Below are 19,679 nucleotides of genomic sequence, written 5' to 3' on the forward strand. Positions count from 1 at the left end.
ATCGCACATGGCAGCCATCCACAACAGGGTTTGACCCGCAGCCATTTTATCCTTGCACATTTCGCCCTAAACGATCGGACGCTGGAGCAAAGGTGCAGGTTCTGGCAGGAAATGTGAATCGACATCGCTGGAAGTGTCGCTACCATCTCCTTGCGCCTGCTTCATCGTCGCGGCATCCGGCGCATCGCGACCGGCCTGACTCGCCAAAGCAGGCCTTGGAATCGGCAGGTAACGCAATCGTTCGGATACCGGTAGTTGGATCACGCTAGCGCGAAAAACGATCCAGCCGATCAGGATGATCGCGATAACAGCCAGCGGCCGCCCCTTGATCTTGGCAGGTGACGGCCCCCAACCGCGCTTCATGCTGACAATCCCTGCGCCACTGAGCGGACCGGATGACTGGAATGCTCGGTCTTGTCCCATTTTACGGGCGCACCATTCAGGCTGCGAGCATAGGCAACCAAAGCTCGGCGTCCGGCAATGATCGCAATCGTGTTCGAGACGACGACACGTGGGATGGCCAGTGCTCCCTGCCTCAATCCATGCTCACGCGCGGTGAACACGGCGCGCAACACCACGCGCCATAAAAGCGAGACGGAGTTCGCCCAAAGCAGGATCGCGAGAGCAGGAGAAATTGTCATCGGAGTAACAGTTCCAAGTGATTCCAATAGCAACCGCACCGAATTGACGACGATCAACACAGAGGCAACGGCCAGCAAAAGCGCGGCGAACGGTCCACGGGCGGTCGCGCAACTGCTTCCACAGATCGGCGATTCCGCCGCTCCAGCCAAGTCGGTCCCAGCCCTGCAACGCTATTCCGTGAACCCAGCGGGTCATCTGACGAACTGCAGCACTGAGCTGAGCGGGAAAAGAGGCCCGCCTGGCAATCACGCGACCTTGTTCAGTCCTCGCACGCAGACACCTCGTCTCTCCGCCAAGAGCGGGCACCAATTGGCCGAGTTCATAGTCTTCGGTCAGCGCTCCAGCAGCAAACGGCCCGTCCCCTCCTCGGACGCGGTCGAGTCGCTCGATCATTACCCGGTCGATCGCACAGCCGACACCTGCACCGGGTATGGCCGCACCCATAGCCTGGCGCACGACCATCGTCTTGCCATGGGATTCGGCGAACTCATCGCTGTAATGGCCCGATATCCAGGGCGACTCCGGATGCGGCAAGGCAAGCACCGGCAATTGGATGAACTCGGCCTCCTCCATGCCGCGGTCGAGCAGGTGCAGGGCAGCCGGGTCCACCATGTCTTCCGCGTCCTGCAACACCACCATGCGAACCCGACGGCCATAGCGCTGCTCGTCGAGCCAAAGCGCGCGATAGAGCCGGTTCAGGCAATCAGCCTTGCAGGTCGGCCCTTGGAGATCGTGAACCACGATCCGCAAACGCGAATCCCCTGCCGCGGCGTTCATTGTCACCGAAATGGTCGCTTTGTTGCACCGATAGCATCCCACATAGAGCCGCAATTTTTCATCGCGCCAGATATCAAGTGCTTGTCGAATCGTATCGCCGATCACCCGATCCTCGCGCCATGCTGGAATGAACACGGCACAGAGCCCGCGCAGCGGTTCACTCGCAAGCTCGCGCTCGGCGACCCGTTTGCCTTTCGCGCGTCCGGTCAGCCTGAACCAGCAATAGGCAAGATCGACGAGCAATTCATCGAGTGCCCCGATCAAAAAGAAGACCGCCTCAAACAGCAACAATTCATGATTTAGCAGCGCAAACCAATCGGCTGCCGACAAATCCTACCAACGCAATGTCTTGCGACCCCCTGTATTTTCCCCGAGCGAAACCTAAACGGTGACCACAGAACTTGCAACGCCAGCGCAATTGCGAAATGAAACGTGAATGAGCAACTCACAAGATTCAGATAACGTCCTTCCAGCTGCACCAGCCAAAGTGATCAAGACGCTGGTTGCGCCCGTACGGGCTCTGTTCGTTGGCGATGCCTCGGCCGGGGTGTTACTGATCCTTGTGGCGGCCGCAGCGCTGATCGTCGCAAATTCGCCGCTCGCCGAACAGTATTATGAGCTGTTTCATGACGCGCTTTATCCCGCGGCGAGCTTCAAGCTGAACACCTGGCATCTGTGGATCAATGACGGTTTGATGGCGATATTCTTCTTCGTCGTCGGGCTGGAAGTGAAGCGCGAGATGATCGAGGGACAATTATCGACGGCGGAACAGCGCCGTCTTCCCGGACTGGCAGCAGTTGCGGGCATGGCTATGCCTGCGGTGATTTTCGTCTTGATCGTCGGCGGAAAATCGCAGGTTCTCCACGGCTGGGCGATCCCGGCTGCAACCGACATTGCTTTCGCCATGGGCGTCATGGGCCTGCTGGGCAACCGCGTGCCGGCTTCGCTCAGGCTGTTCCTGCTGACAGTCGCGATCGTCGACGATATCGGAGCGGTGCTGATCATCGCGGTGTTCTATACCGCCAATTTGCAAGGACTGTGGCTCGTGTTCGCCGCGCTGGTGGTGGGCGTGATGATCGCGCTTAACCGGATGAAGGTGTCATCCATGCCCGCCTATATCGCACTGTCTTTGGTGCTGTGGTATTGCGTGCTGCATTCCGGGGTTCATGCCACGATCGCTGGAGTTGCCGCGGCGCTGACGATTCCGATGTACAGCAAGGACGGCAAGAGCATACTGGGACGTATGGAGCACGCGCTTGCTCCCTGGAGCGCCTATCTCATCGTTCCCGTATTCGGTTTCGCCAATGCGGGTGTGCATATGGGCGGTCTTGGCTGGGAAGGTGTCTTTGCGCCGCTCCCATTGGCGATTGGCGCAGGACTGTTCTTTGGCAAGCAACTGGGTATCTTCAGTTGCATCGCAGTGGCGGACAGGATCGGCTTCGCACCCCGCCCCAAAAACGCCAGCTGGCCGGAAATCTGGGGGGTCTCAATCCTCTGCGGGATCGGTTTCACCATGTCGCTGTTTATCGGCGAACTCGCCTTCCCCGGCGCGGGCAAGCTCGCCATGGAACACCGCGAGGAAGCCAAGATCGGCATCCTCGGCGGTTCAATCCTGTCGGCGACGCTGGGTTATATCGTCCTGAGGCTGACCACCCAGCATTCCGAAGAAGACGAACAGGACGAAGGCGACAGTACCGCCAGCGCCTGACCTGGCTTACCAGCTACCGGTGTTTTCCATGCTTGCCCAGGGTTCCTTGGGTTCGAGATATCCGTCCTGCAGTAACTCGACCGAAATCCCATCGGGCGATTTGACGAAGGCCATGTGCCCGTCGCGCGGCGGACGGTGGATCGTGTGCCCGGCGTCCATCAGCCGCTGGCACGTCTCGTAAACATCGTCCACACGATAGGCGAGGTGACCGAAATTACGTCCACCATCATATTCTTCCGCCGCACCGCCGTCTTCGGGCGGCCAGTTATACGTCAGTTCGACCTCGGCGACATTTTCTTGCCCGGGTGCGGCCAGAAAGATCAACGTGAAACGCGCCGCTTCGACGTCGAACCGGCGTACCTCTTCAAGGCCGATCAGTTTGAAAAAATCGATCGCAGCGTCGGGGTCTGACACCCTGATCATGCTGTGAAGATATTTGACCACTATTGGCTCCATCCATCGATGCTAAAGTACTGTTCGTAGCGACCCACACAGCAGCTGTCGCAACAACAATGCTGCCGGGCAGAACGCTTATACCCGATCATACATATGAAACCGCCGCCCGTTCCACCCCATTATGGATGGCGCAGCAATCGCTTCTATGGATTCATTGGTCGTCGGCCTCCCGCTCGGCTACGAAAGCCCTTTTCGATTGGGGCGCGATCCGGCGATGCAGACGGTTGGGTACCAAAGATGCGCCGCTCAGAAGGGTGCGCGCGTAGTCGCTGCAGCCTTTTCACTCGCTGAGCACCGCAATGCGAATCGTTAGAAGAGTGGCGGAGCCGGATCAATGCCCGGCCCCGCCAAAGCAAACAATGCGTTAGAAGCTGACGCCGAGCGTCCCGACAATCGCATCGTCGGTCAAACCGTCGACAGACGGACCGTCGGTACCGATGTAAGATACGCCGAGGTTGAGCTTGCCGAGAACCGTGGCACTTGCCCCAATCGACCAGTCCCAGCCGTTCATGTCGCTGGTCCCGGCAAGAAAGGCAGGTGCCAGCGGACCATCGGTATATCCCAAATGCGCGGACAGCGAGATCGGGGTCTGCGGAATTCCCGCACTCAGCTCACCATGCAGGTAGAGGTTGTCGTCGTTGGCGAGCGCATCCTGCTTCCACGCATAATTGACCCCCAGCTTGGCCTCGACTGGCCCCACCGTGGTCGAAAGGGTCGCATAAGGCTCGAAGAATTCGGCGTTAAAACCCGTCACATTGGTTGGATAGGCATAGTAGAGCAGGCCCCCGTCGAAGCTGAGACCTTCGGTGAGCTTGCCGCTCCAGCCGCCGAACAAGTCGAGCTCCATTTCACCGAGAGCGTCCCCGCCCTTGATCGAAGATCCCCAGGTGCCGACGTAGAAACCGCTTTCGTGCGTAAGCGTGATGCCACCCTGAATGGCAGGATCGCCTCCGGTCTGGGAGATACCGCGGAAACGATAATCGGTCACAAACGTAGCACTACCGGAAATCGTGACCGGCGGATCTGCAGCAGGGGCTGCATCCTGCGCAAAGACAGGCGCGGCAGAAAAAATGCTCGCCAAGGCGAGAGTTGCGGCCAGTGGGCCACGCGAGGACAAAAGCATGACAATCTCCTTGATGTCTGTCGCTTCGTCCCACCTGCGGGCTTGCCGGGCCCGGATTAATCGGGTCCTCGCTGCAAGTCCGACACTATCTTTCGTAAAATGCGCTGGTTTGGCAAGAAAGAATCTCTACGTCCGTATGTCGCACCGACAAAGCGTGGCTATTGTGCAACTGCGAACGTCGTTAAGCCCGGTTTCATCGGTTGCCGCTAAAGGCCGCAAAGCCTATCTGCCCTCCGCCGCGTCCTCTTTTCGAACCGAATTCTGACAATCATGCTGCAATCCCTTCGGCAATTCCTGCGTGCAGAACGCCCTTCAACGCGCAAACCGAGCGTGCCGGAGGGCGAACGAATTTATGCGGTTGGCGATATCCACGGACGGTTGGACCTGTTCGAGGCGTTGCGCGATGCGATCGATGCGGACGACGCAGCCGCACCTGATGCGAAGACGAGCATCATCCTTTTGGGCGATCTGGTCGATCGCGGGCCGGACAGCGCGGGCGTGATCGAAGCCGTGCGCGCGTGGCAAAAGGATCGACCCGTGCGCTGCATCCTCGGCAATCACGAAGAAATGTTTCTCAAGAGTTTTTCCGAGGTCGATGTCCTGCGCCATTTCCTGCGTCACGGCGGGCGGGAGACGATCACCAGTTTCGGACTCGATCGTGCGCAATACAACATGCTCACGCTGGAGGACCTCCAGGAAGAAATGCAGCGACTGGTCCCCGGTGACGTGCGCGACTATCTCGCAGACCTCGAAGACCTAATCGTGGTTGGCGATTACGCTTTCGTCCATGCGGGCGTGAATCCCGAGCAACCGCTGGACGAGCAGCACACCAGCGACTTGCGCTGGATACGTGATCGCTTCCTGCGTCATGGCGATCCACTCAGCCATGTCATCGTTCACGGCCACACCATCAGCGAAGAGGTTACCTTTGCCGGTTTCCGCGTCGGTATCGATACGGGAGCCTATCGCACAGGGCGGTTGACGGCGTTGGTACTTGAGGGCACCGAGCGACGAATCATTCAGGCCGTCGATGAAGACGGCGTTATTTCTATCGCTGAATCAAGGGGTAAGTAAATGAAGATCGCAATGGTCGGCTCGGGCTATGTCGGCCTCGTCTCGGGTGCATGCTTTGCCGATTTCGGCCACACCGTGGTCTGCATTGACAAGGACCAGTCGAAGATCGACCGCCTGCATGACGGCATCATGCCGATCTACGAACCGGGGCTGGCAGAACTGGTCGAAAGCAATGTGAAGGCGGGACGGCTGAGCTTCACCACCAGCCTCGCCGAAGGGATCAAGGACGCCAACGCCATCTTCATCGCGGTCGGCACGCCCAGCCGCCGGGGCGATGGCCATGCAGATCTGTCTTTCGTCCATGCGGTCGCACGCGAGATCGGCGAAAACCTTGCCAATGATGTCGTGGTGGTCACCAAATCCACCGTGCCGGTCGGCACCGGCGACGAGGTCGAGCGGATTATCGGCGAAAGCGGCAGCAGCCACAAGGTCTCAGTCGTCTCGAACCCCGAGTTTTTGCGTGAAGGCGCGGCGATTGGTGACTTCAAGCGTCCCGACCGGATCGTGATCGGGGCCGAGGACGAGTTCGGCCAGGAAACCATGCGCGAAGTCTACCGCCCACTGTTCCTCAACGAATCGCCGATCCTCTTCGTCAACCGCCGCTCGAGCGAGCTGATCAAATACGCCGCCAACGCCTTCCTCGCGACCAAGATCACCTTCATCAACGAGATGGCCGACCTGTGCGAAAAGGTCGGAGCCGATGTGCAGGACGTCAGCCGCGGAATCGGGCTGGATGGCCGGATCGGCAAGAAGTTCCTCCATGCCGGCCCCGGCTATGGCGGCTCGTGCTTCCCCAAGGACACTTTGGCGCTGCTCAAGACATCGGAAGACTATGACAGCCCGACGCGGATCGTAGAAGCGGTGGTCAAGGCCAATGACACGCGCAAGCGGTCGATGGGGCGCAAGGTGCTCGATGCCATCGGCGGTGCCGAAGGCGCGCGCGGCAAGAAGGTCGCGCTGCTCGGCCTGACCTTCAAGCCCAACACCGATGACATGCGCGATTCGCCTGCCATTGCCGTTGCCCAGACGCTCACCGATGCGGGCGTGGAAGTGGCCGCCTACGATCCTGAAGGCATGGAACTGGCCAAGCCGCTGATGCCGAATGTGACCATGTGCGAAGGCAGTTATGAAGCAATCGAAGGTGCCGATGCTGTCGCCATTGTCACCGAATGGGACGCCTTCCGTGCGCTCGATCTCGAGCGGGTGAAGCAAATTGCCAAGGCGCCGGTGCTGGTGGACCTCAGGAACATCTATCGCCCCGAGGACGTGCGCAATCGCGGCTTCACCTATGTGAGCGTAGGTCGCCCCTAGGAATCGGTTCGGTCACGCTCTATCGCCGCTGAAAACAGCAGAGGATAGAGCATGGCCGACCAGCATCCGCACGATCACGATATCGTTACCCGGCCAGCCATTGCGATGGCTGGGACGGGGTGCGATGCGGAACAATATGCAGCGCTCTATCGCCGGAGCCTGGATGATAGCGACGGCTTCTGGGCTGAGCAGGCCAAGCGGATCGACTGGATCACTGCCCCCACGCGGATTGCCAATTGGAGTTTCGACCCGGTTGATATCCGGTGGTTCGAAGACGGCGTGCTCAACATCTGCCACAACGCCGTCGACCGCCATGTTGAAGCCGGTCGAGGAGACCGCACTGCGCTGATCTTCGAGCCGGACGATCCTTCGGGGGAAGTGCGCAAGATCAGCTACGCACAACTTCAACGCGAAGTCGCCATTTTCGCCAATACGCTGAAGAAACTCGGCGTCGCCAAGGGCGATCGGGTGACGATCTATATGCCGATGGTGCCCGAAGGCGCATTCGCCATGCTCGCCTGCGCACGAATCGGCGCGATCCATTCGGTGATTTTCGGCGGCTTCAGCCCCGATGCCATCGCGGGCCGGGTCGAGGATTGCCGGAGCGACTGGATCGTGACCGCCGACGAAGGCCTGCGCGGGTCCAAGCGAATCCCGCTCAAGGCCAATGTCGATACTGCCTGCGACAAAGTGCCGGTAAAGGGCGTGCTGGTCTATCGCCACACCGGCGGCGATGTCGCCATGCAAGAGGGCCGCGATCACTGGTATCACGAGCTCAGCGCCGATGTATCCAGGGACTGTCCATGCGAACCGATGCAGGCCGAAGACCCGCTGTTTATCCTCTATACGTCAGGTTCGACCGGCAAGCCCAAGGGCGTGCTCCACACCACCGGCGGCTATGCCGTGTGGACCGAAACCACCTTCCGCTATGTCTTCGATTACCGCGAGGACGAAGTGTTCTGGTGCACCGCCGATATCGGCTGGGTCACGGGGCACAGTTACATCGTCTATGGCCCGTTGCTCAACGGCGCGACGGCGCTGATGTTCGAAGGCGTGCCCAATTATCCCGATCATGACCGCTTCTGGCAGGTGGTCGACAAGCACAAGGTCAACATCTTCTACACCGCCCCCACCGCGATCCGTTCGCTCATGCGTGAGGGCAAGGATTATGTAACGCGGCATGATCTTTCTACACTGCGCTTGCTCGGTAGCGTAGGCGAACCTATCAACCCCGAAGCCTGGCGCTGGTATTACGAAACCGTTGGCAAGGCTAAGATCCCGGTAGTCGATACCTGGTGGCAAACCGAGACCGGCGGGATCATGATCACCACCCTGCCCGGCGCGCATGACATGAAACCCGGCAGCGCGGGTCGTGCGTTTTTCGGCATCGCGCCGCAGCTGGTCGATGGGGATGGCAAGGTTCTGGCGGACGAGGCCACCGGAGGAAGCGCCGAGGGCAATCTGTGTATCACCCGCAGTTGGCCAGGACAGGCGCGCACGGTTTACGGCGACCACGATCGCTTCGTGCAAACCTATTTCAGCACTTACAAGGGCAAATATTTCACCGGTGATGGCTGCCGCCGCGACGACGACGGCTATTACTGGATCACCGGCCGGGTAGACGATGTGATTAATGTCTCGGGCCACCGCATGGGCACCGCCGAGGTCGAGAGCGCGCTGGTGCTGCATCCCAAGGTCGCCGAAGCGGCGGTGGTCGGCTATCCCCACGAAATCAAGGGACAGGGCATCTATTGCTATGTCACGCTCAACGCCGGGGACGAGCCTTCGGAGGGGTTGGAGGCGGAATTGCGGCAATGGGTGCGCAAGGAAATCGGGCCGATCGCAACGCCCGACCACATCCACTTCACCCCGGCCCTGCCCAAGACCCGCTCGGGCAAGATCATGCGGCGGATCCTGCGCAAGATCGCGGAGAACGAAACCGGATCGCTGGGCGACACCTCGACACTGGCCGATCCCGCGATCGTCGAAACGCTGATCGAGACGCGCAAGAACCGCTAATCGGGCTGGTCGGGATCGTCCGGCGGGTTGGCGTTCCCGGCAATCGCGTCGGCCACCTGCTGACGCCAGTCCTGACCGCGCTCTGCAGGCGTCGCGACAAGGATCGGCAGCGATTCGAGCGTCGCCAGAACGCGCACGTCCCTGGGCGAGGAAATGTTGGCGATGTCGATCGCCTCAGCTGCGCATTTGCCGACCGCGAAGGCATCGGCCATCTCGACCGGTTCCTGAAACGGCAGATATTCAACCGCAATTTTCGAATGCTCGGCCCAGCGGTCCAGCGCGTCCTCCGCTCGTGTCCCGGCGATGAAGCAGATCAGCTTGCCTGCAAGGCTGGGCAGGCTCTGCGCGGGCACATCGGCACGCTGCACCAGCAATTGCCGGTCATGACTGACCACCGGGCCGTCCAGCAGATCGTCGCTCAGCGTGCCCGACGCCATCTCCATCGGAGAGAGAAACGCGACATCGTCATCGGCAGCGTGGGCCAACCCGTCCGGCCCGTCGTAGGAATGAAACGCAATGTTCTTCGGATCGCGTCCGGTGACACTTGCGATGCGGCGGCACAGGCTGACCAGATAGCCGCGCCACACCCCATCTGCACCCAATTGCGCCAGCCCCGGCGCGCTCACCGCACCGCAGGTCAGGCTGGGCGCGAGGGTAATCGGTGGAACGGCTTGTGGAGGCGAAACATCGGTAGGAGGTGTCTGGGCCAGTGCCGTGGCGAACAGCAGTGCTGCTGCAATCATTTCAATCCTTGGTTATATTGCGGGAGCGTGGATGGCAGCGTGTTGAACCCTGCTGGAACGTGGGTTACGATGCCCTGCATCAGGTCTTCAGGCGTCATGCCGATCGCCTTGCAGCCCTGCCCCCCGTAATGCGGCAGATGGTCGACCACCTGTTCCGGGATCATCGCATAGGAGCCCGGCAGGATCGGCGCCGTACCGTTCAGTCGCGCCGGATCGAAGGCCGAGAGCAGGCTGTCGGTGATCGGCGAATTGATATCGCGCGGCCCCAGATGCTTCTGGTGGAAACCGGGCGGGCCAAAGCGATTGAATTCCGGGCTGTCGCCCTTCTCCAGCGAGGCTTTCTCATCCGGCAGGCTGGTCAGCGGCTGGAGGCCGAAGACATCCTCGATCGTCTCGATCACCGCATTGTGATCGCCCTCGGCATGGCTGACGGTGTGAACACGCGAATAGGGTGAGATCACCAGCAGCGGCACCCGCACGCCGCGCGACAGGGGCAGGCCATCCGGACCGTAGGACAAAATACGCGGCGGCACGTGATCGTAGAAGCCATCGGATTCGTCATAGGTGATGATGATCGCGGAATGCTTCCAGATGTCGGGATGCGAGGCGATGGCGTTGATCACCCGCGCGTTCATCGCTTCGGTAATCTGGTGGTCAGAATAGCCGGGGTGATCGTCATCCCCGCTCTTGGCGTCGTTGATCGCCTTGATATCGGACTCGGTCAGATGGGCGGGAAAGTCGCCGTTATGGATTGGCACGTCCATGTGCTGGAGATTGCCGAATCCGCCGCGGATATAGATGATCCCGCCCTGCTTGGGCAGCTTGCCTGCCGCAAGATCGGCGAAGAAATCGCCCTCGCCCCGCAGCGAGGTTCGCTGGGTGTCGTTGTCCGCTAGATAGCCGAAATACTGCGGTCCCTCGTGGTGGGCGACGAAATTTGCGTGGGTCGTCTCACCCGGCGGATCGGTCGGTTCGTGGCCGTAGCCGTTCTGATACCAGCGCCATTCGACCGCGCGGTGGCCGCTTCCGGCAATGGCGGGGATGTCCTGCTGGATATCCGCCTGATTCATCGCCGGATCGCGGTCTCCCGCCAGCTTTTCCTTGATGTCGCTCCCCATCGCAGACAGCGGCACGGTCGCAAAGGTCAGATTGGTGGAAACATTGTGCGTGTCGCCTCCGTGGTTCTTGCCGTAATATTCCTTTGGTGACGTCGGTTCGCGCGGCGCGGCGCTGTGATCGAATTGCGATCCCCAATAAGGATTGGGATCGTTGACCACCGGCACGCCCTGCGTGGTGCCGGTGCCGGTGAAGTCCTTGCCCTCGATGGTACCGGCCATTTCGCCAGAGTGACCGGCGGCGCCATGCTTCACCCATTGCGTCTCACCCGCCTGCCCCGCGAGCATGGCGATGGCGTTAGGGGTGGATGGCGTGTCCTCAGTGGCAAAGATGTTGTCGAACAGGGTGAACCGGTTGGCATAGCGCCAGAAGAACGGGATCGTGTCGCAATCGATATAGCTCATCACGAGATGGGCATATTGCCGCCCGCGCGCAATCTGGCTGGCACTCTTGGCCGGGCCGGACTTGCCGCTGAATTCGGCCTGCGCAAAACCGTCCATGCGCGGGATGCCGTCCACCACGTCGAGCTTTTTCGCCAGAGCTGTGTGGCTGTGATCGACGCTGTCCATCACGCTGGCGTTCTGCTGCGGGCCGAGGCGGAAGGGATGGACCATCACCTTTTTCCCGGTCGAAGTGTCGGTGTAGAACTGAAAAAAACCGGGGGTATGCGCCGGATCGCGCGGGCCTTTGGGATTGGCGTAGAGGCCGTTGGCACCGGGGAAAGTGCCATATTCGTGATCGAAGGATTCGTTCTCGTTGAAGATCACGAAGACATATTTGACCTTCTTGCGCAGCAGCTTGACGAGCTGCTCACGCGACAGCTTCGGTCCCTTGGCCGGGTCGCGAAACATCGGCGCCACTGCAGGGTCATGCGTGGGCGGCTGGGAAGTAACCATCGGCGGCGTGCGCTCTTGCGCCAGAAGCGGGGCCGCCGGAAACGCCGAGAAAATCACGGCGCCCGACGACAGTGCCGCCAACGCCTGCTGCGCGAATGTTTGCTTTGCCACGCGACCGCCCTTGTCGAGTCTGTATGTCGAACTCATGACGTCCTAGCGGCAAGGAGCGCGAAGCAAAAGAGCGTGAAGAGCGATCAGTTCGACAGCAGGATCGAGATCCTTCGATTGCGCGGGTCTTCGGGATTATCAGAGATCAGTGGTTCACGATCGGCGACACCCTCGATCCGGCGAAACCGGCTCAGGGCTATACCGTCGCGGACCATCTCCTGCCGCGTCGCCTCTGCTCGCCCGGCGGACAGCGACCAATTGTTGCCATTATGGCGGTCCTTCCACGGCAGGGCATCGGTATGACCACGGATCGTCAGCTCTCCGCCTTCGGCCCCGACAACTTCAGACAAGGCTTTGACCAGGTCGCGCGCGTCCTTGCTCATCATCGTGGTGCCCAAAGTGAACATCGAGAAATCGGCATCGTCGACCAGATCGATCCGCGTGCCTTCGGTCGTATCGACCATCCGCACCTGCCGCAAAAGACGACGCAATCTGGCGTTGGTCGCGACCTTCTCCTCAAGCGAAGAGCGCACGCGCTTCGCCGCGCTGCCGCCTTCCTTCGGCCCGCCGGTGGTATCGCGCGGGACTGTAATGGAACGCGTGCCCGTCTGCCCCATTGCGTGCGGGTAATTGTCGACGTCGGTCAGCGAACTTCCGCCCAGGGGGCCGAACGAACCGGCGCTTTGTTCCTTGGTTTTCACGAGCGTCGGCGTGAAGTAATCCGCCAGACCCTTGCGCTGGTCCTCGGTCGTCGCGCCCAGCAGCCATAGCAGCAGGAAAAACGCCATCATCGCGGTCACGAAGTCGGCATAGGCGACTTTCCACGCGCCGCCGTGGTGGCCGCCTTCGACGACGGTCACTTTCTTGACGATGATCGGGGCGGGCGGCTCGTTCTTGCCGCGTTTGGCTGCGCTCGCCATTTCAGCGCTTCCTCAGGCTGTCGAGCAGCTCGGACAGGCCGGGACGGAAGGCATGGCCAAGGCCCGAACGCGCGCTTTCCACCACCAGCGGTTGCGGATGGCCATGAAGGCTGGCGATGATGACCTGCTTGACCGCATGGAAAATTTGTTCGTCCGCATCGAGCACCTGCTTCAACCGTCCGGCGAGCGGGGCGACGATGCCATAGGCCAGCAACACGCCCATGAAAGTGCCGACCAGCGCCGAACCGATCATCCCGCCAAGGACGCTGGGCGGCTCGTCGATTGAGCCCATGGTCTTCACCACGCCGAGCACGGCGGCGACGATGCCCAGAGCGGGCAAGGCATCGGCGAGGCTCTGGAGCGCGTGCTGTGGCTCCTGCATCTCGTGGAAATGGGTCTTGAGCGCATTGTCCATCACCTCTTCCACCGCATGGGTATCGAGCGTGCCGGAAGACACCACGATCAACGTGAGCGCATCGCTAATCAGCGAAATCAGCGGCTTGTTCGCCAGCAACGCCGGATATTGCGCAAAGATCGCCGAATTTTCAGGTGCTTCGAGATGGCTTTCAAGCGCCACCGGCCCTTCGGTACGCATCATCTTCATCAGCTGCGTCGTCAGCGCGATAGCGTCGATATGGTCCTGCTTGGAATGGCGTGGCCCCTTGAAGATTTTGGCGAACGATCCGCCGATCGCCTTCAATTCATGCATCGAATTACCCGCGACGACCGCACCGATGGCCGCGCCGCCGATGATCAGCATTTCGTGCGGGATGGCGTGCATCACCGGACCGAGCGCGCCTCCAGTGATAGCGAAGCCACCGAACACCATGACCAGCAGGATGACAATACCGATTGCAGCGAACATGGTGGGTTGATCCCTATCGAAAGCAGACGCGAAAGCTCAGCGCAACAGGCTGAACAGCGAGAGATTGGCGAGTTTGACGAAGCTGGCCTGGCTGGCTTCGAGTACGGTCATTGTTTGCTGCAAGCCGGTGATCGCGCTGGCGAGATCGACACCGCCGACATCGGATTTTTCCTGAGCGATCGACTCGGAATGTTCCGTGCGGCGTTGATCGAGCGTGTCGATCCATGTGAGGCGCGTGCCCACCACGGTTTGCGCGGTGGTCAGCTTGCCCAGCCCGGTGTCGAGCGCATCGAGCGAACCGCTGGCAAGGCTAGCGCCATTGCTGGCACCGCCTTGCAAGGCAGCGGCCAGATCGCCGATGGTCGAAAACAGATCGGTCGGTGTGCCATTGCTGGTGAAGTTGAACACGTCCGGGCCGGTCATGCTGACATCGACCATCTGCCCGTCGCCAAGGTCGATCGAGGCGGGTTGCGCCGTGCCGACGTAAGTCGCGCCATTGCCCGATGGTTGGTAGGCCTTGCCTGACAACTGGCCCCCGAACAGCGCGTTGCCAAACCCGTCCCTGCTTCCGGCCAGATCGACCAGCGCGTTGCGCAGACTCGCCAGTTCGTCGCCGATTGAGCGGCGATCTTGCACGGAAAGCGTGTCGCTTCCCGCCTGCAGCGCGAGTTCGCGCGCGCGGATGGCGATGTCGCTCATTTCCGTGAGCGCGCTGGAGGCCTGTTCGAGCTTGCTCGAAGCGGTATCGGAATTGCGCTGGTCCACCCCGGAAAGTGCTTCCTGCCGCGCCAGATCGCGCAACCGAGCGGCGGCGACCGGATCGTCGGAAGACCGCACCAGCCGCGATCCGGACGAGATCTGGCCCTGCGCGCTCTCGGCCTTGCGGCGCAAGGTGGAGAGCTGGAGATTGGCGCGCTCATAGAAGGCAGACGTGCTAACGGAGGTCATCGGCCCACTCCCAGAAGCGTATCGAAAATGTCGCTGGCGGCTTGCATGGAGCGTGCCGAAGCCTGGAACGCCTGCTGGAAGCGCACCAGATTGGCTGCCTCCTGATCGAGGTCGACCCCGCTCTGCTGATCGAGCGCGATCTTCGCGCCCGAGGCTATCGCGCCCAGCGCATCGGAGGTCATCTGCTGGTCGGAAGCGCGCTGCGACAGCTGGTAGATCGAATTGCTGAGGCCGCTCGCCACGCCGCCGCTGTCGAGTGCGCCGATCAGCGCCGACAGATTGCCACCGTCGAGGCTTTGCGCCCCGGATCCCGCGGGTGCGGTGGCCAAAGCAGCGCCATCGGTGGTCGCGACGGTCAAGCCCGCTGCGCCAGTGCCGGAGAACAGCGGTTGGCCGGAATTGCCCGCGCGATCCACGCCCGCTGCCTGCGAGCTGTTGACGATCGCGGCGATGCCATTGGCCGAAGCATCCAGCTGTGTCCGCGCATCGTTCACCGCAGTCAGCGTCGAGGCGTGACCCGCCAACTCACCCGAAGCGATGGTGACGGCCGTGCCGTCGACATCGAAGGCCAGCGTACCATCGGCCTGTACGCTCATGTTCAGCGTGCCGGTATTGATGCCGTCGACCAGTGCCGGGCCGCTTGCACCGCCCATGCGCACCGCGACCTGGCCATCGCCTTTGAAACTTATCGAGACATCCGCCGTATCGGCCATCTGGCCCAGCAAATTGTCACGCTGGTCGAGCAGCGTGGCCCGCTCGCTGCTGCCCGCGCCGGTGCGGGCGATGTTGCGGTTGATGCGTGCGATCTGGGTCGCAAAGCTGTTGATATCCTCGACGCCAGCGTTAGCCGAGAAGGTCGCGCCTGCGCCTACGGCGCCGAGGCTGGAGGAGGCAAGATTGAACGCGCCCGCCATCGATTGCGCCGCGCCGATAGCCGCCGCCCGAAGATCGGAAGACAATGGATCGGAGGCGAGCTGGCGCAAGGCTGCTTCGAAGCCGACGACCGCCTCATAGGGCCGCGCCTGCTCGACTGCCGATTCGATGTTTTCGAGCCCCTGCAATTCCGCGCTCGCGCGCGAGGCATCGCCCGACGTGCGGCGAACCTCGCTCTGGCGGAACAGGTCGACGTTGCGATCAACCCCGGCGACGCGCACCCCGGCCAGCGTCAGATCCTGCTGGCGCCATGCCGAGCCGGCACCGGCGACTTCCTCGAGCGATACCGACCGGCGAACATAGCCCTCGGTATTCGCGTTGGCGATATTCTGCGCGGTGACATCGAGCGCGCTGCGCGCTGCGCGTGCACCGCTGGCACCGATAGTGAGGAGGTCGCTCGCCATGATTTATGATCCTTCCTTGGCCAGCGACTTCGCGAGCATCTGCGACAGGCCGATGGCGCCGCTTTGCGCGGCAATCTCGGCGAAGCGGGCATCGCGCATTTCGGTGAACGTGTCCTGCGAGGAGCTGCCGAAGATGTCGTCTTCGCCCGCCAGCGATCCGGCGCGCGCCGCAGAGAGCAGCTGGCGCAGGAACATCGCCTCGACGCCTTGCGCCGCCTCGCGCATACCTTTCGCCCCGTCCCCCGGTGCCTTGACACCGGGAGACGCGACGGGGCCGAGGCCCAGGGAACCTGCGGAAATCATATCACCACCATTTCGGCGCGCAGCGAACCGGCCTGTTTGAGCGCTTCAAGAATGGCGACGAGGTCGGAAGGGCTGGCCCCCAGCGCATTGAGCGCGGCAACCACGTCGGACAGCGATGCGCCAGGTTCAAACAGGGCGACATGGTTGCCCTGCTGTTCGGCGGTGATAGTACTATCGGGAACGACGGCCGTCTTGCCCTTGGAAAACGGCGCGGGCTGGCTGACTTGCGGATTTTCTTCCACGCGCAGGATCAGGCTGCCATGGCTGATCGCAGCGGGCGACAGCCTTACCATCTTGGAGATCACCACCGTGCCCGAGCGCGAATTGACGATCACCTTGGCGGCGGTTTCCGCCGGAGTCACGTCGAGCATTTCGATCCGCGCCATCATCCCGGCACGCTCGTTCGCACCCATAGGCAGTGTCAGGGCCAAAGTGACCCCGTCCTCGATCGTGGCAATGCCGGGATAGGCAGAGTTGATCGCATCGCGAACGCGCGAGGCGGTGAGAAAATCGGCCTGCGAGAGGTTCCAGCGCAGTACCGGGGCGCTGTCGAAACCGGTCGCGACCGCGCGTTCCACGCTGGCACCTTCGGGAATCCGCCCGACCGTGGGTACGTTGACGGTCAGCTTGGAACCGTCCTTGCCCGACACGCCCAGACCAGCAACCGCGAGGTTGCCCTGGGCCATCGCGTAGATCTCGCCATCCGCACCATAGAGCGGGGTGAGGATTAGCGCGCCGCCGCGCAGCGACTTGGCCTTGCCGATGGTGGACACGGTGATGTCGATCCGCTGGCCGGGCTTGGCGAAGGCGGGCAGTTCGGCGGTAATCATCACCGCCGCCGCATTCTTGAGCGCCGGATTGACTCCGGCCGGCAATTGCAGCCCGAAGCGGCCCGAAACGCCGCGCATGGCCTGCGTCAGATAGGCGAGATTGTCGTCTCCCGTCCCATCGAGGCCCACAACGATGCCATAGCCGGTCAACTGGTTGGACCGAACCGACTGGAAGCTGCCGAGATCGCGCACGCGCTCAGCGTGGGCGGCCACCGGCATCACCAGCATGGCGAGCCAGAGAAACGGCGTGATGAGGATGGCGAAGCGGGACATCAGAACGGGCTCACCATCGAAAAGAACTTGGAGAGCCAGCCCTCGCGCGCACTGCGCTGGACCGAACCCTTGCCCGAATAGGCAATCTGCGCGTCGGCAATGCGGGTGCTCAGAATCTGGTTGTCGGACGAGATATCGGCCAGCCGGATGATGCCGGTCAGCTGTATCCATTCCTGTCCCTGACTCAGATCCATGATTTTTTCCCCTCGGATACGCGCGATGCCGCCAGGAAGAACCTCTGCAATCGTCACGGTAATCGCACCCGAAAGAGAAGAGGCTTGCGCAGCATCGCCCTTTCCATTGAACGACCCGCTCGCCCCGGAATTAAGGATATTGGGATTAAAAGAGAACGGACCGACGCTGGGCGGCGTCAAAGATAGCGAGCCATCGCGGCTGGTCTTGCCGCTGGCCGACTTGGCGGTCGTGGTGCGTTCGGCGAGTACCACCGTGACCGGGTCGCCCACGCTACGCGCGCGCTGGCCATAGTGAAGCGGCGCATAGCCGTTCGCCGACTGGAAGATAGCACCGTTCGCCGGTTGCACCGCTGCGCTTGCAACGGGCGGCGGGGGCAATGCCGCGGTAAAACCGGTGGGGCGGGCCGCACCACAGGCGCACAGCATGGCGGAGCAGGCCGCAACTGCGGCAAAGCGGAAAGTCTGGTTCATGGCGATGCTCACAGCGTCTGGTTGGCGTTGCGCAGCATCTCGTCGACGGCGGAGACCATCTTCGAGTTCACCTCATAGGCGCGCTGGCATTCGATCATGTCGACCAGTTCTTCGACGACATTGACGTTCGAGGCTTCGAGCATTCCCTGACGGATATTTCCCGCCCCGTTCTGCCCACCCGGCCCGAGCTGAGCCGCGCCGGATGCAGCCGTTTCGGACAGGAAGTTATCTCCCAGCGCTCGCAGGCCCGATGGATTGGCGAAGCTGGCGACTTGAAGCTGGCCCAGCTCCGCCGGATCGGACTGACCCGCAAGCTGTGCCGACACGGTGCCGTCGGGCGCAACGGTAATCGCGCTCGCGCCCTCTGGGACGGTGATCGCCGGTTGCACCGGATAGCCTTGCTGCGTCACCAACTGACCTTCCGCCGAACGAGTGAAATTGCCCGCACGGGTGTAGCCGAGCTGACCGCCGGGCATCTGCACCTGAAAATATCCGTCGCCTTCAAGCGCGAGGTCGAGCGCGTTGCCGGTGTTGTTGAGCGCACCTTGCGTCATGATCTGGCTGGTCGACTGGACCGCCACACCTGTGCCGAGGTTGAGCCCGGTCGCGTAAGCGGTTTCCGCGCTTGAGCGTTCGCCCGCAACCCGTGCATCCTGATAGGCGAGCGTCGCGAAATTTGCCCGGTCGCGCTTGAATGCGGTGGTGTTGACGTTGGCGAGGTTGTTCGAGATCACGCGCATCCGCGCGTCCTGTGCCTCGAGCCCGGTGCGGGCCACCTGAAGAGCCGATGTTGGCATTGTCTGTTCCCCCTAATGGACCGGTCAGCTGAGCCGCATGAGCTGCGCGCCGCTCTCGTCGAGCTCGCGTGCGGTGCTCACAAGCTTTCCGCGCATGGCGAAAAGTCTCTGCTGATCGATCATTTCAACCAGTACTTCGGTCGGTTTCACGTTGGATTGTTCGAGATATCCGGGTTTTACCTTAGCCGCCTCGTCCGATGGCAGAATTCCGCCACCTTCGACGCGGAACAGCCCGTCGAGACCCTTCGAAACAGGGCTCCCCACCGGGTTGCCAAGCTTCAGTCGGGCGATCTCGACCGGCTGGGCTTCGGGCGTTGCCGGATCGGCGACAGTTACCGAGCCGTCTTCGGCGATGGTGATCTTGCCGGTCAGGGGCACGGTGATCGGACCGCCCTCGCCCAGCACGGGAAGCCCCTCGCCATTGACGAGCAGACCCGTCCCCGTGACCTGCAGATCGCCGCGCCGCGTATAGGCTTCGCTGCCATCCTCGGCCTGCACGCCCAGCAATGCTTCCCCCTCGATCGCAATATCGAGCGGGCGGTCGGTGCGCATGAGTTCGCCCTGAGACATGTCGGCGGCGCGCACCAGCGCTTGCTGCTGCGCACGCACCTCCGGCTCCTCGCCCGCGACTGTCACGGGACGCTGGTCGGCCAGCTCCGCCCGAAAACCGATCGTGCGGGCGTTGGCCATGTTGCTGGCGATGACCCGCTGGCGGTTCATCGAAGCCTGCATCCCCGAAAGGGCGGTGTAGATCAGCCGGTCCATTTA

At 61.8% G+C, this 19,679-nt stretch carries 20 protein-coding genes; 4 read left to right on the forward strand and 16 right to left on the reverse strand.

The features are described 5' to 3' along the window. Positions 1 to 66: 66 nt before the first annotated feature. From GRI58_RS02055 to GRI58_RS02060, 3 genes are read right to left on the reverse strand one after another with little or no spacing between them, the layout of a single operon-like run. On the reverse strand, positions 67 to 363 hold the full coding sequence (locus GRI58_RS02055; RefSeq protein WP_160751877.1) for a hypothetical protein: 297 nt from the start codon (positions 361 to 363) through the stop codon (positions 67 to 69). After that, a complete protein-coding gene (locus tag GRI58_RS15530) occupies positions 360 to 578 on the reverse strand; it encodes a hypothetical protein (RefSeq protein ID WP_237452015.1) in 219 nt (72 codons plus the stop codon). The genes GRI58_RS02055 and GRI58_RS15530 overlap by 4 nt, the downstream gene beginning before the upstream one ends. Beyond that, on the reverse strand, positions 547 to 1,683 hold the full coding sequence (locus tag GRI58_RS02060) for a glycosyltransferase (protein WP_237452016.1): 1,137 nt from the start codon (positions 1,681 to 1,683) through the stop codon (positions 547 to 549). Before GRI58_RS02060 ends, GRI58_RS15530 begins: the two co-directional genes overlap by 32 nt. 172 nt (positions 1,684 to 1,855) lie before the next feature. On the opposite strand from GRI58_RS02060, the gene nhaA reads away from it, so the two are divergent. Then, complete coding sequence (gene nhaA / locus GRI58_RS02065; protein WP_160751878.1) at positions 1,856 to 3,127, forward strand: Na+/H+ antiporter NhaA; 1,272 nt, start codon at positions 1,856 to 1,858, stop codon at positions 3,125 to 3,127. 6 nt (positions 3,128 to 3,133) lie between these two features. On the opposite strand, the gene GRI58_RS02070 is transcribed toward nhaA, so the two are convergent. Next, complete coding sequence (locus tag GRI58_RS02070) at positions 3,134 to 3,571, reverse strand: VOC family protein (RefSeq protein ID WP_160751879.1); 438 nt, start codon at positions 3,569 to 3,571, stop codon at positions 3,134 to 3,136. A gap of 376 nt (positions 3,572 to 3,947) precedes the next feature. Continuing rightward, a complete protein-coding gene (locus GRI58_RS02075; protein ID WP_160751880.1) occupies positions 3,948 to 4,706 on the reverse strand; it encodes a TorF family putative porin in 759 nt (252 codons plus the stop codon). Positions 4,707 to 4,976: 270 nt separating this feature from the next. Between GRI58_RS02075 and GRI58_RS02080 the strand changes: the two genes are divergently transcribed. The 3 genes from GRI58_RS02080 to acs all read left to right on the forward strand — a co-directional run bounded on the left by GRI58_RS02080 (position 4,977) and on the right by acs (position 9,110). Further along, positions 4,977 to 5,780, forward strand: coding sequence for a metallophosphoesterase (locus GRI58_RS02080; RefSeq protein WP_160751881.1), 804 nt, complete (start codon positions 4,977 to 4,979; stop codon positions 5,778 to 5,780). Next, positions 5,781 to 7,091 (forward strand): UDP-glucose dehydrogenase family protein, encoded by a 1,311-nt coding sequence (locus GRI58_RS02085; RefSeq protein ID WP_160751882.1) that lies wholly within the window; start codon positions 5,781 to 5,783, stop codon positions 7,089 to 7,091. A gap of 105 nt (positions 7,092 to 7,196) precedes the next feature. Then, positions 7,197 to 9,110 (forward strand): acetate--CoA ligase, encoded by a 1,914-nt coding sequence (gene acs, locus GRI58_RS02090; protein ID WP_237452043.1) that lies wholly within the window; start codon positions 7,197 to 7,199, stop codon positions 9,108 to 9,110. Here acs and GRI58_RS02095 read toward each other — a convergent pair. The 11 genes from GRI58_RS02095 to GRI58_RS02145 all read right to left on the reverse strand — a co-directional run bounded on the left by GRI58_RS02095 (position 9,107) and on the right by GRI58_RS02145 (position 19,676). Beyond that, positions 9,107 to 9,853 (reverse strand): type 2 periplasmic-binding domain-containing protein, encoded by a 747-nt coding sequence (locus tag GRI58_RS02095; RefSeq protein WP_160751884.1) that lies wholly within the window; start codon positions 9,851 to 9,853, stop codon positions 9,107 to 9,109. The two genes, acs and GRI58_RS02095, sit on opposite strands and share 4 nt — an antisense overlap. After that, positions 9,850 to 12,012 (reverse strand): phospholipase C, encoded by a 2,163-nt coding sequence (locus tag GRI58_RS02100; protein WP_160751885.1) that lies wholly within the window; start codon positions 12,010 to 12,012, stop codon positions 9,850 to 9,852. The genes GRI58_RS02095 and GRI58_RS02100 overlap by 4 nt, the downstream gene beginning before the upstream one ends. Before the next feature lie 47 nt (positions 12,013 to 12,059). Next, the gene (locus GRI58_RS02105) at positions 12,060 to 12,893 is read right to left on the reverse strand and encodes a flagellar motor protein MotB (RefSeq protein WP_160751886.1); all 834 of its coding nucleotides are present in this window, start codon (positions 12,891 to 12,893) and stop codon (positions 12,060 to 12,062) included. 1 nt (position 12,894) lies between these two features. Continuing rightward, positions 12,895 to 13,758, reverse strand: a complete 864-nt coding sequence (motA, locus tag GRI58_RS02110; protein WP_160751887.1) for a flagellar motor stator protein MotA — start codon at positions 13,756 to 13,758, stop codon at positions 12,895 to 12,897. Positions 13,759 to 13,794: 36 nt separating this feature from the next. Further along, positions 13,795 to 14,706: a flagellin N-terminal helical domain-containing protein gene (locus GRI58_RS02115; RefSeq protein ID WP_160751888.1), complete on the reverse strand. Its 912-nt coding sequence runs from the start codon at positions 14,704 to 14,706 to the stop codon at positions 13,795 to 13,797. Then, positions 14,703 to 16,043, reverse strand: coding sequence for a flagellar hook-associated protein FlgK (gene flgK / locus GRI58_RS02120; protein ID WP_160751889.1), 1,341 nt, complete (start codon positions 16,041 to 16,043; stop codon positions 14,703 to 14,705). The genes GRI58_RS02115 and flgK overlap by 4 nt, the downstream gene beginning before the upstream one ends. Before the next feature lie 3 nt (positions 16,044 to 16,046). Next, positions 16,047 to 16,268, reverse strand: coding sequence for a rod-binding protein (locus tag GRI58_RS02125; RefSeq protein ID WP_160751890.1), 222 nt, complete (start codon positions 16,266 to 16,268; stop codon positions 16,047 to 16,049). A 74-nt stretch (positions 16,269 to 16,342) separates the two neighbouring features. Then, positions 16,343 to 17,449 (reverse strand): flagellar basal body P-ring protein FlgI, encoded by a 1,107-nt coding sequence (locus tag GRI58_RS02130; protein WP_160751891.1) that lies wholly within the window; start codon positions 17,447 to 17,449, stop codon positions 16,343 to 16,345. Further along, the gene (locus tag GRI58_RS02135) at positions 17,449 to 18,114 is read right to left on the reverse strand and encodes a flagellar basal body L-ring protein FlgH (protein ID WP_160751892.1); all 666 of its coding nucleotides are present in this window, start codon (positions 18,112 to 18,114) and stop codon (positions 17,449 to 17,451) included. The genes GRI58_RS02130 and GRI58_RS02135 overlap by 1 nt, the downstream gene beginning before the upstream one ends. A gap of 8 nt (positions 18,115 to 18,122) precedes the next feature. Continuing rightward, entirely contained in the window at positions 18,123 to 18,911 is a 789-nt protein-coding gene (flgG, locus tag GRI58_RS02140; RefSeq protein WP_160751893.1) for a flagellar basal-body rod protein FlgG, read from the reverse strand. 24 nt (positions 18,912 to 18,935) lie between these two features. Continuing rightward, positions 18,936 to 19,676, reverse strand: coding sequence for a flagellar basal body rod protein FlgF (locus tag GRI58_RS02145; protein WP_160751894.1), 741 nt, complete (start codon positions 19,674 to 19,676; stop codon positions 18,936 to 18,938). Between the last annotated feature and the right edge of the window lie 3 nt (positions 19,677 to 19,679).

Origin of the sequence: Qipengyuania algicida, assembly GCF_009828025.1 — a bacterium.
In the GTDB taxonomy this organism is placed as follows: Bacteria; Pseudomonadota; Alphaproteobacteria; order Sphingomonadales; family Sphingomonadaceae; genus Qipengyuania; species Qipengyuania algicida.

What these genes read in the sequence shown, in the direction of transcription:
- GRI58_RS02055 (WP_160751877.1), bottom strand. Translation starts at nt 363, where the DNA reads ATGAAGCGCGGTTGGGGGCCGTCACCTGCCAAGATCAAGGGGCGGCCG.
- nhaA (WP_160751878.1), top strand. Translation starts at nt 1,856, where the DNA reads ATGAGCAACTCACAAGATTCAGATAACGTCCTTCCAGCTGCACCAGCC.
- GRI58_RS02075 (WP_160751880.1), bottom strand. Translation starts at nt 4,706, where the DNA reads ATGCTTTTGTCCTCGCGTGGCCCACTGGCCGCAACTCTCGCCTTGGCG.
- GRI58_RS02080 (WP_160751881.1), top strand. Translation starts at nt 4,977, where the DNA reads ATGCTGCAATCCCTTCGGCAATTCCTGCGTGCAGAACGCCCTTCAACG.
- GRI58_RS02085 (WP_160751882.1), top strand. Translation starts at nt 5,781, where the DNA reads ATGAAGATCGCAATGGTCGGCTCGGGCTATGTCGGCCTCGTCTCGGGT.
- acs (WP_237452043.1), top strand. Translation starts at nt 7,197, where the DNA reads ATGGCTGGGACGGGGTGCGATGCGGAACAATATGCAGCGCTCTATCGC.
- GRI58_RS02095 (WP_160751884.1), bottom strand. Translation starts at nt 9,853, where the DNA reads ATGATTGCAGCAGCACTGCTGTTCGCCACGGCACTGGCCCAGACACCT.
- GRI58_RS02100 (WP_160751885.1), bottom strand. Translation starts at nt 12,012, where the DNA reads ATGAGTTCGACATACAGACTCGACAAGGGCGGTCGCGTGGCAAAGCAA.
- GRI58_RS02105 (WP_160751886.1), bottom strand. Translation starts at nt 12,893, where the DNA reads ATGGCGAGCGCAGCCAAACGCGGCAAGAACGAGCCGCCCGCCCCGATC.
- motA (WP_160751887.1), bottom strand. Translation starts at nt 13,758, where the DNA reads ATGTTCGCTGCAATCGGTATTGTCATCCTGCTGGTCATGGTGTTCGGT.
- GRI58_RS02115 (WP_160751888.1), bottom strand. Translation starts at nt 14,706, where the DNA reads ATGACCTCCGTTAGCACGTCTGCCTTCTATGAGCGCGCCAATCTCCAG.
- flgK (WP_160751889.1), bottom strand. Translation starts at nt 16,043, where the DNA reads ATGGCGAGCGACCTCCTCACTATCGGTGCCAGCGGTGCACGCGCAGCG.
- GRI58_RS02125 (WP_160751890.1), bottom strand. Translation starts at nt 16,268, where the DNA reads ATGCGCGAGGCGGCGCAAGGCGTCGAGGCGATGTTCCTGCGCCAGCTG.
- GRI58_RS02130 (WP_160751891.1), bottom strand. Translation starts at nt 17,449, where the DNA reads ATGTCCCGCTTCGCCATCCTCATCACGCCGTTTCTCTGGCTCGCCATG.
- GRI58_RS02135 (WP_160751892.1), bottom strand. Translation starts at nt 18,114, where the DNA reads ATGAACCAGACTTTCCGCTTTGCCGCAGTTGCGGCCTGCTCCGCCATG.
- flgG (WP_160751893.1), bottom strand. Translation starts at nt 18,911, where the DNA reads ATGCCAACATCGGCTCTTCAGGTGGCCCGCACCGGGCTCGAGGCACAG.
- GRI58_RS02145 (WP_160751894.1), bottom strand. Translation starts at nt 19,676, where the DNA reads ATGGACCGGCTGATCTACACCGCCCTTTCGGGGATGCAGGCTTCGATG.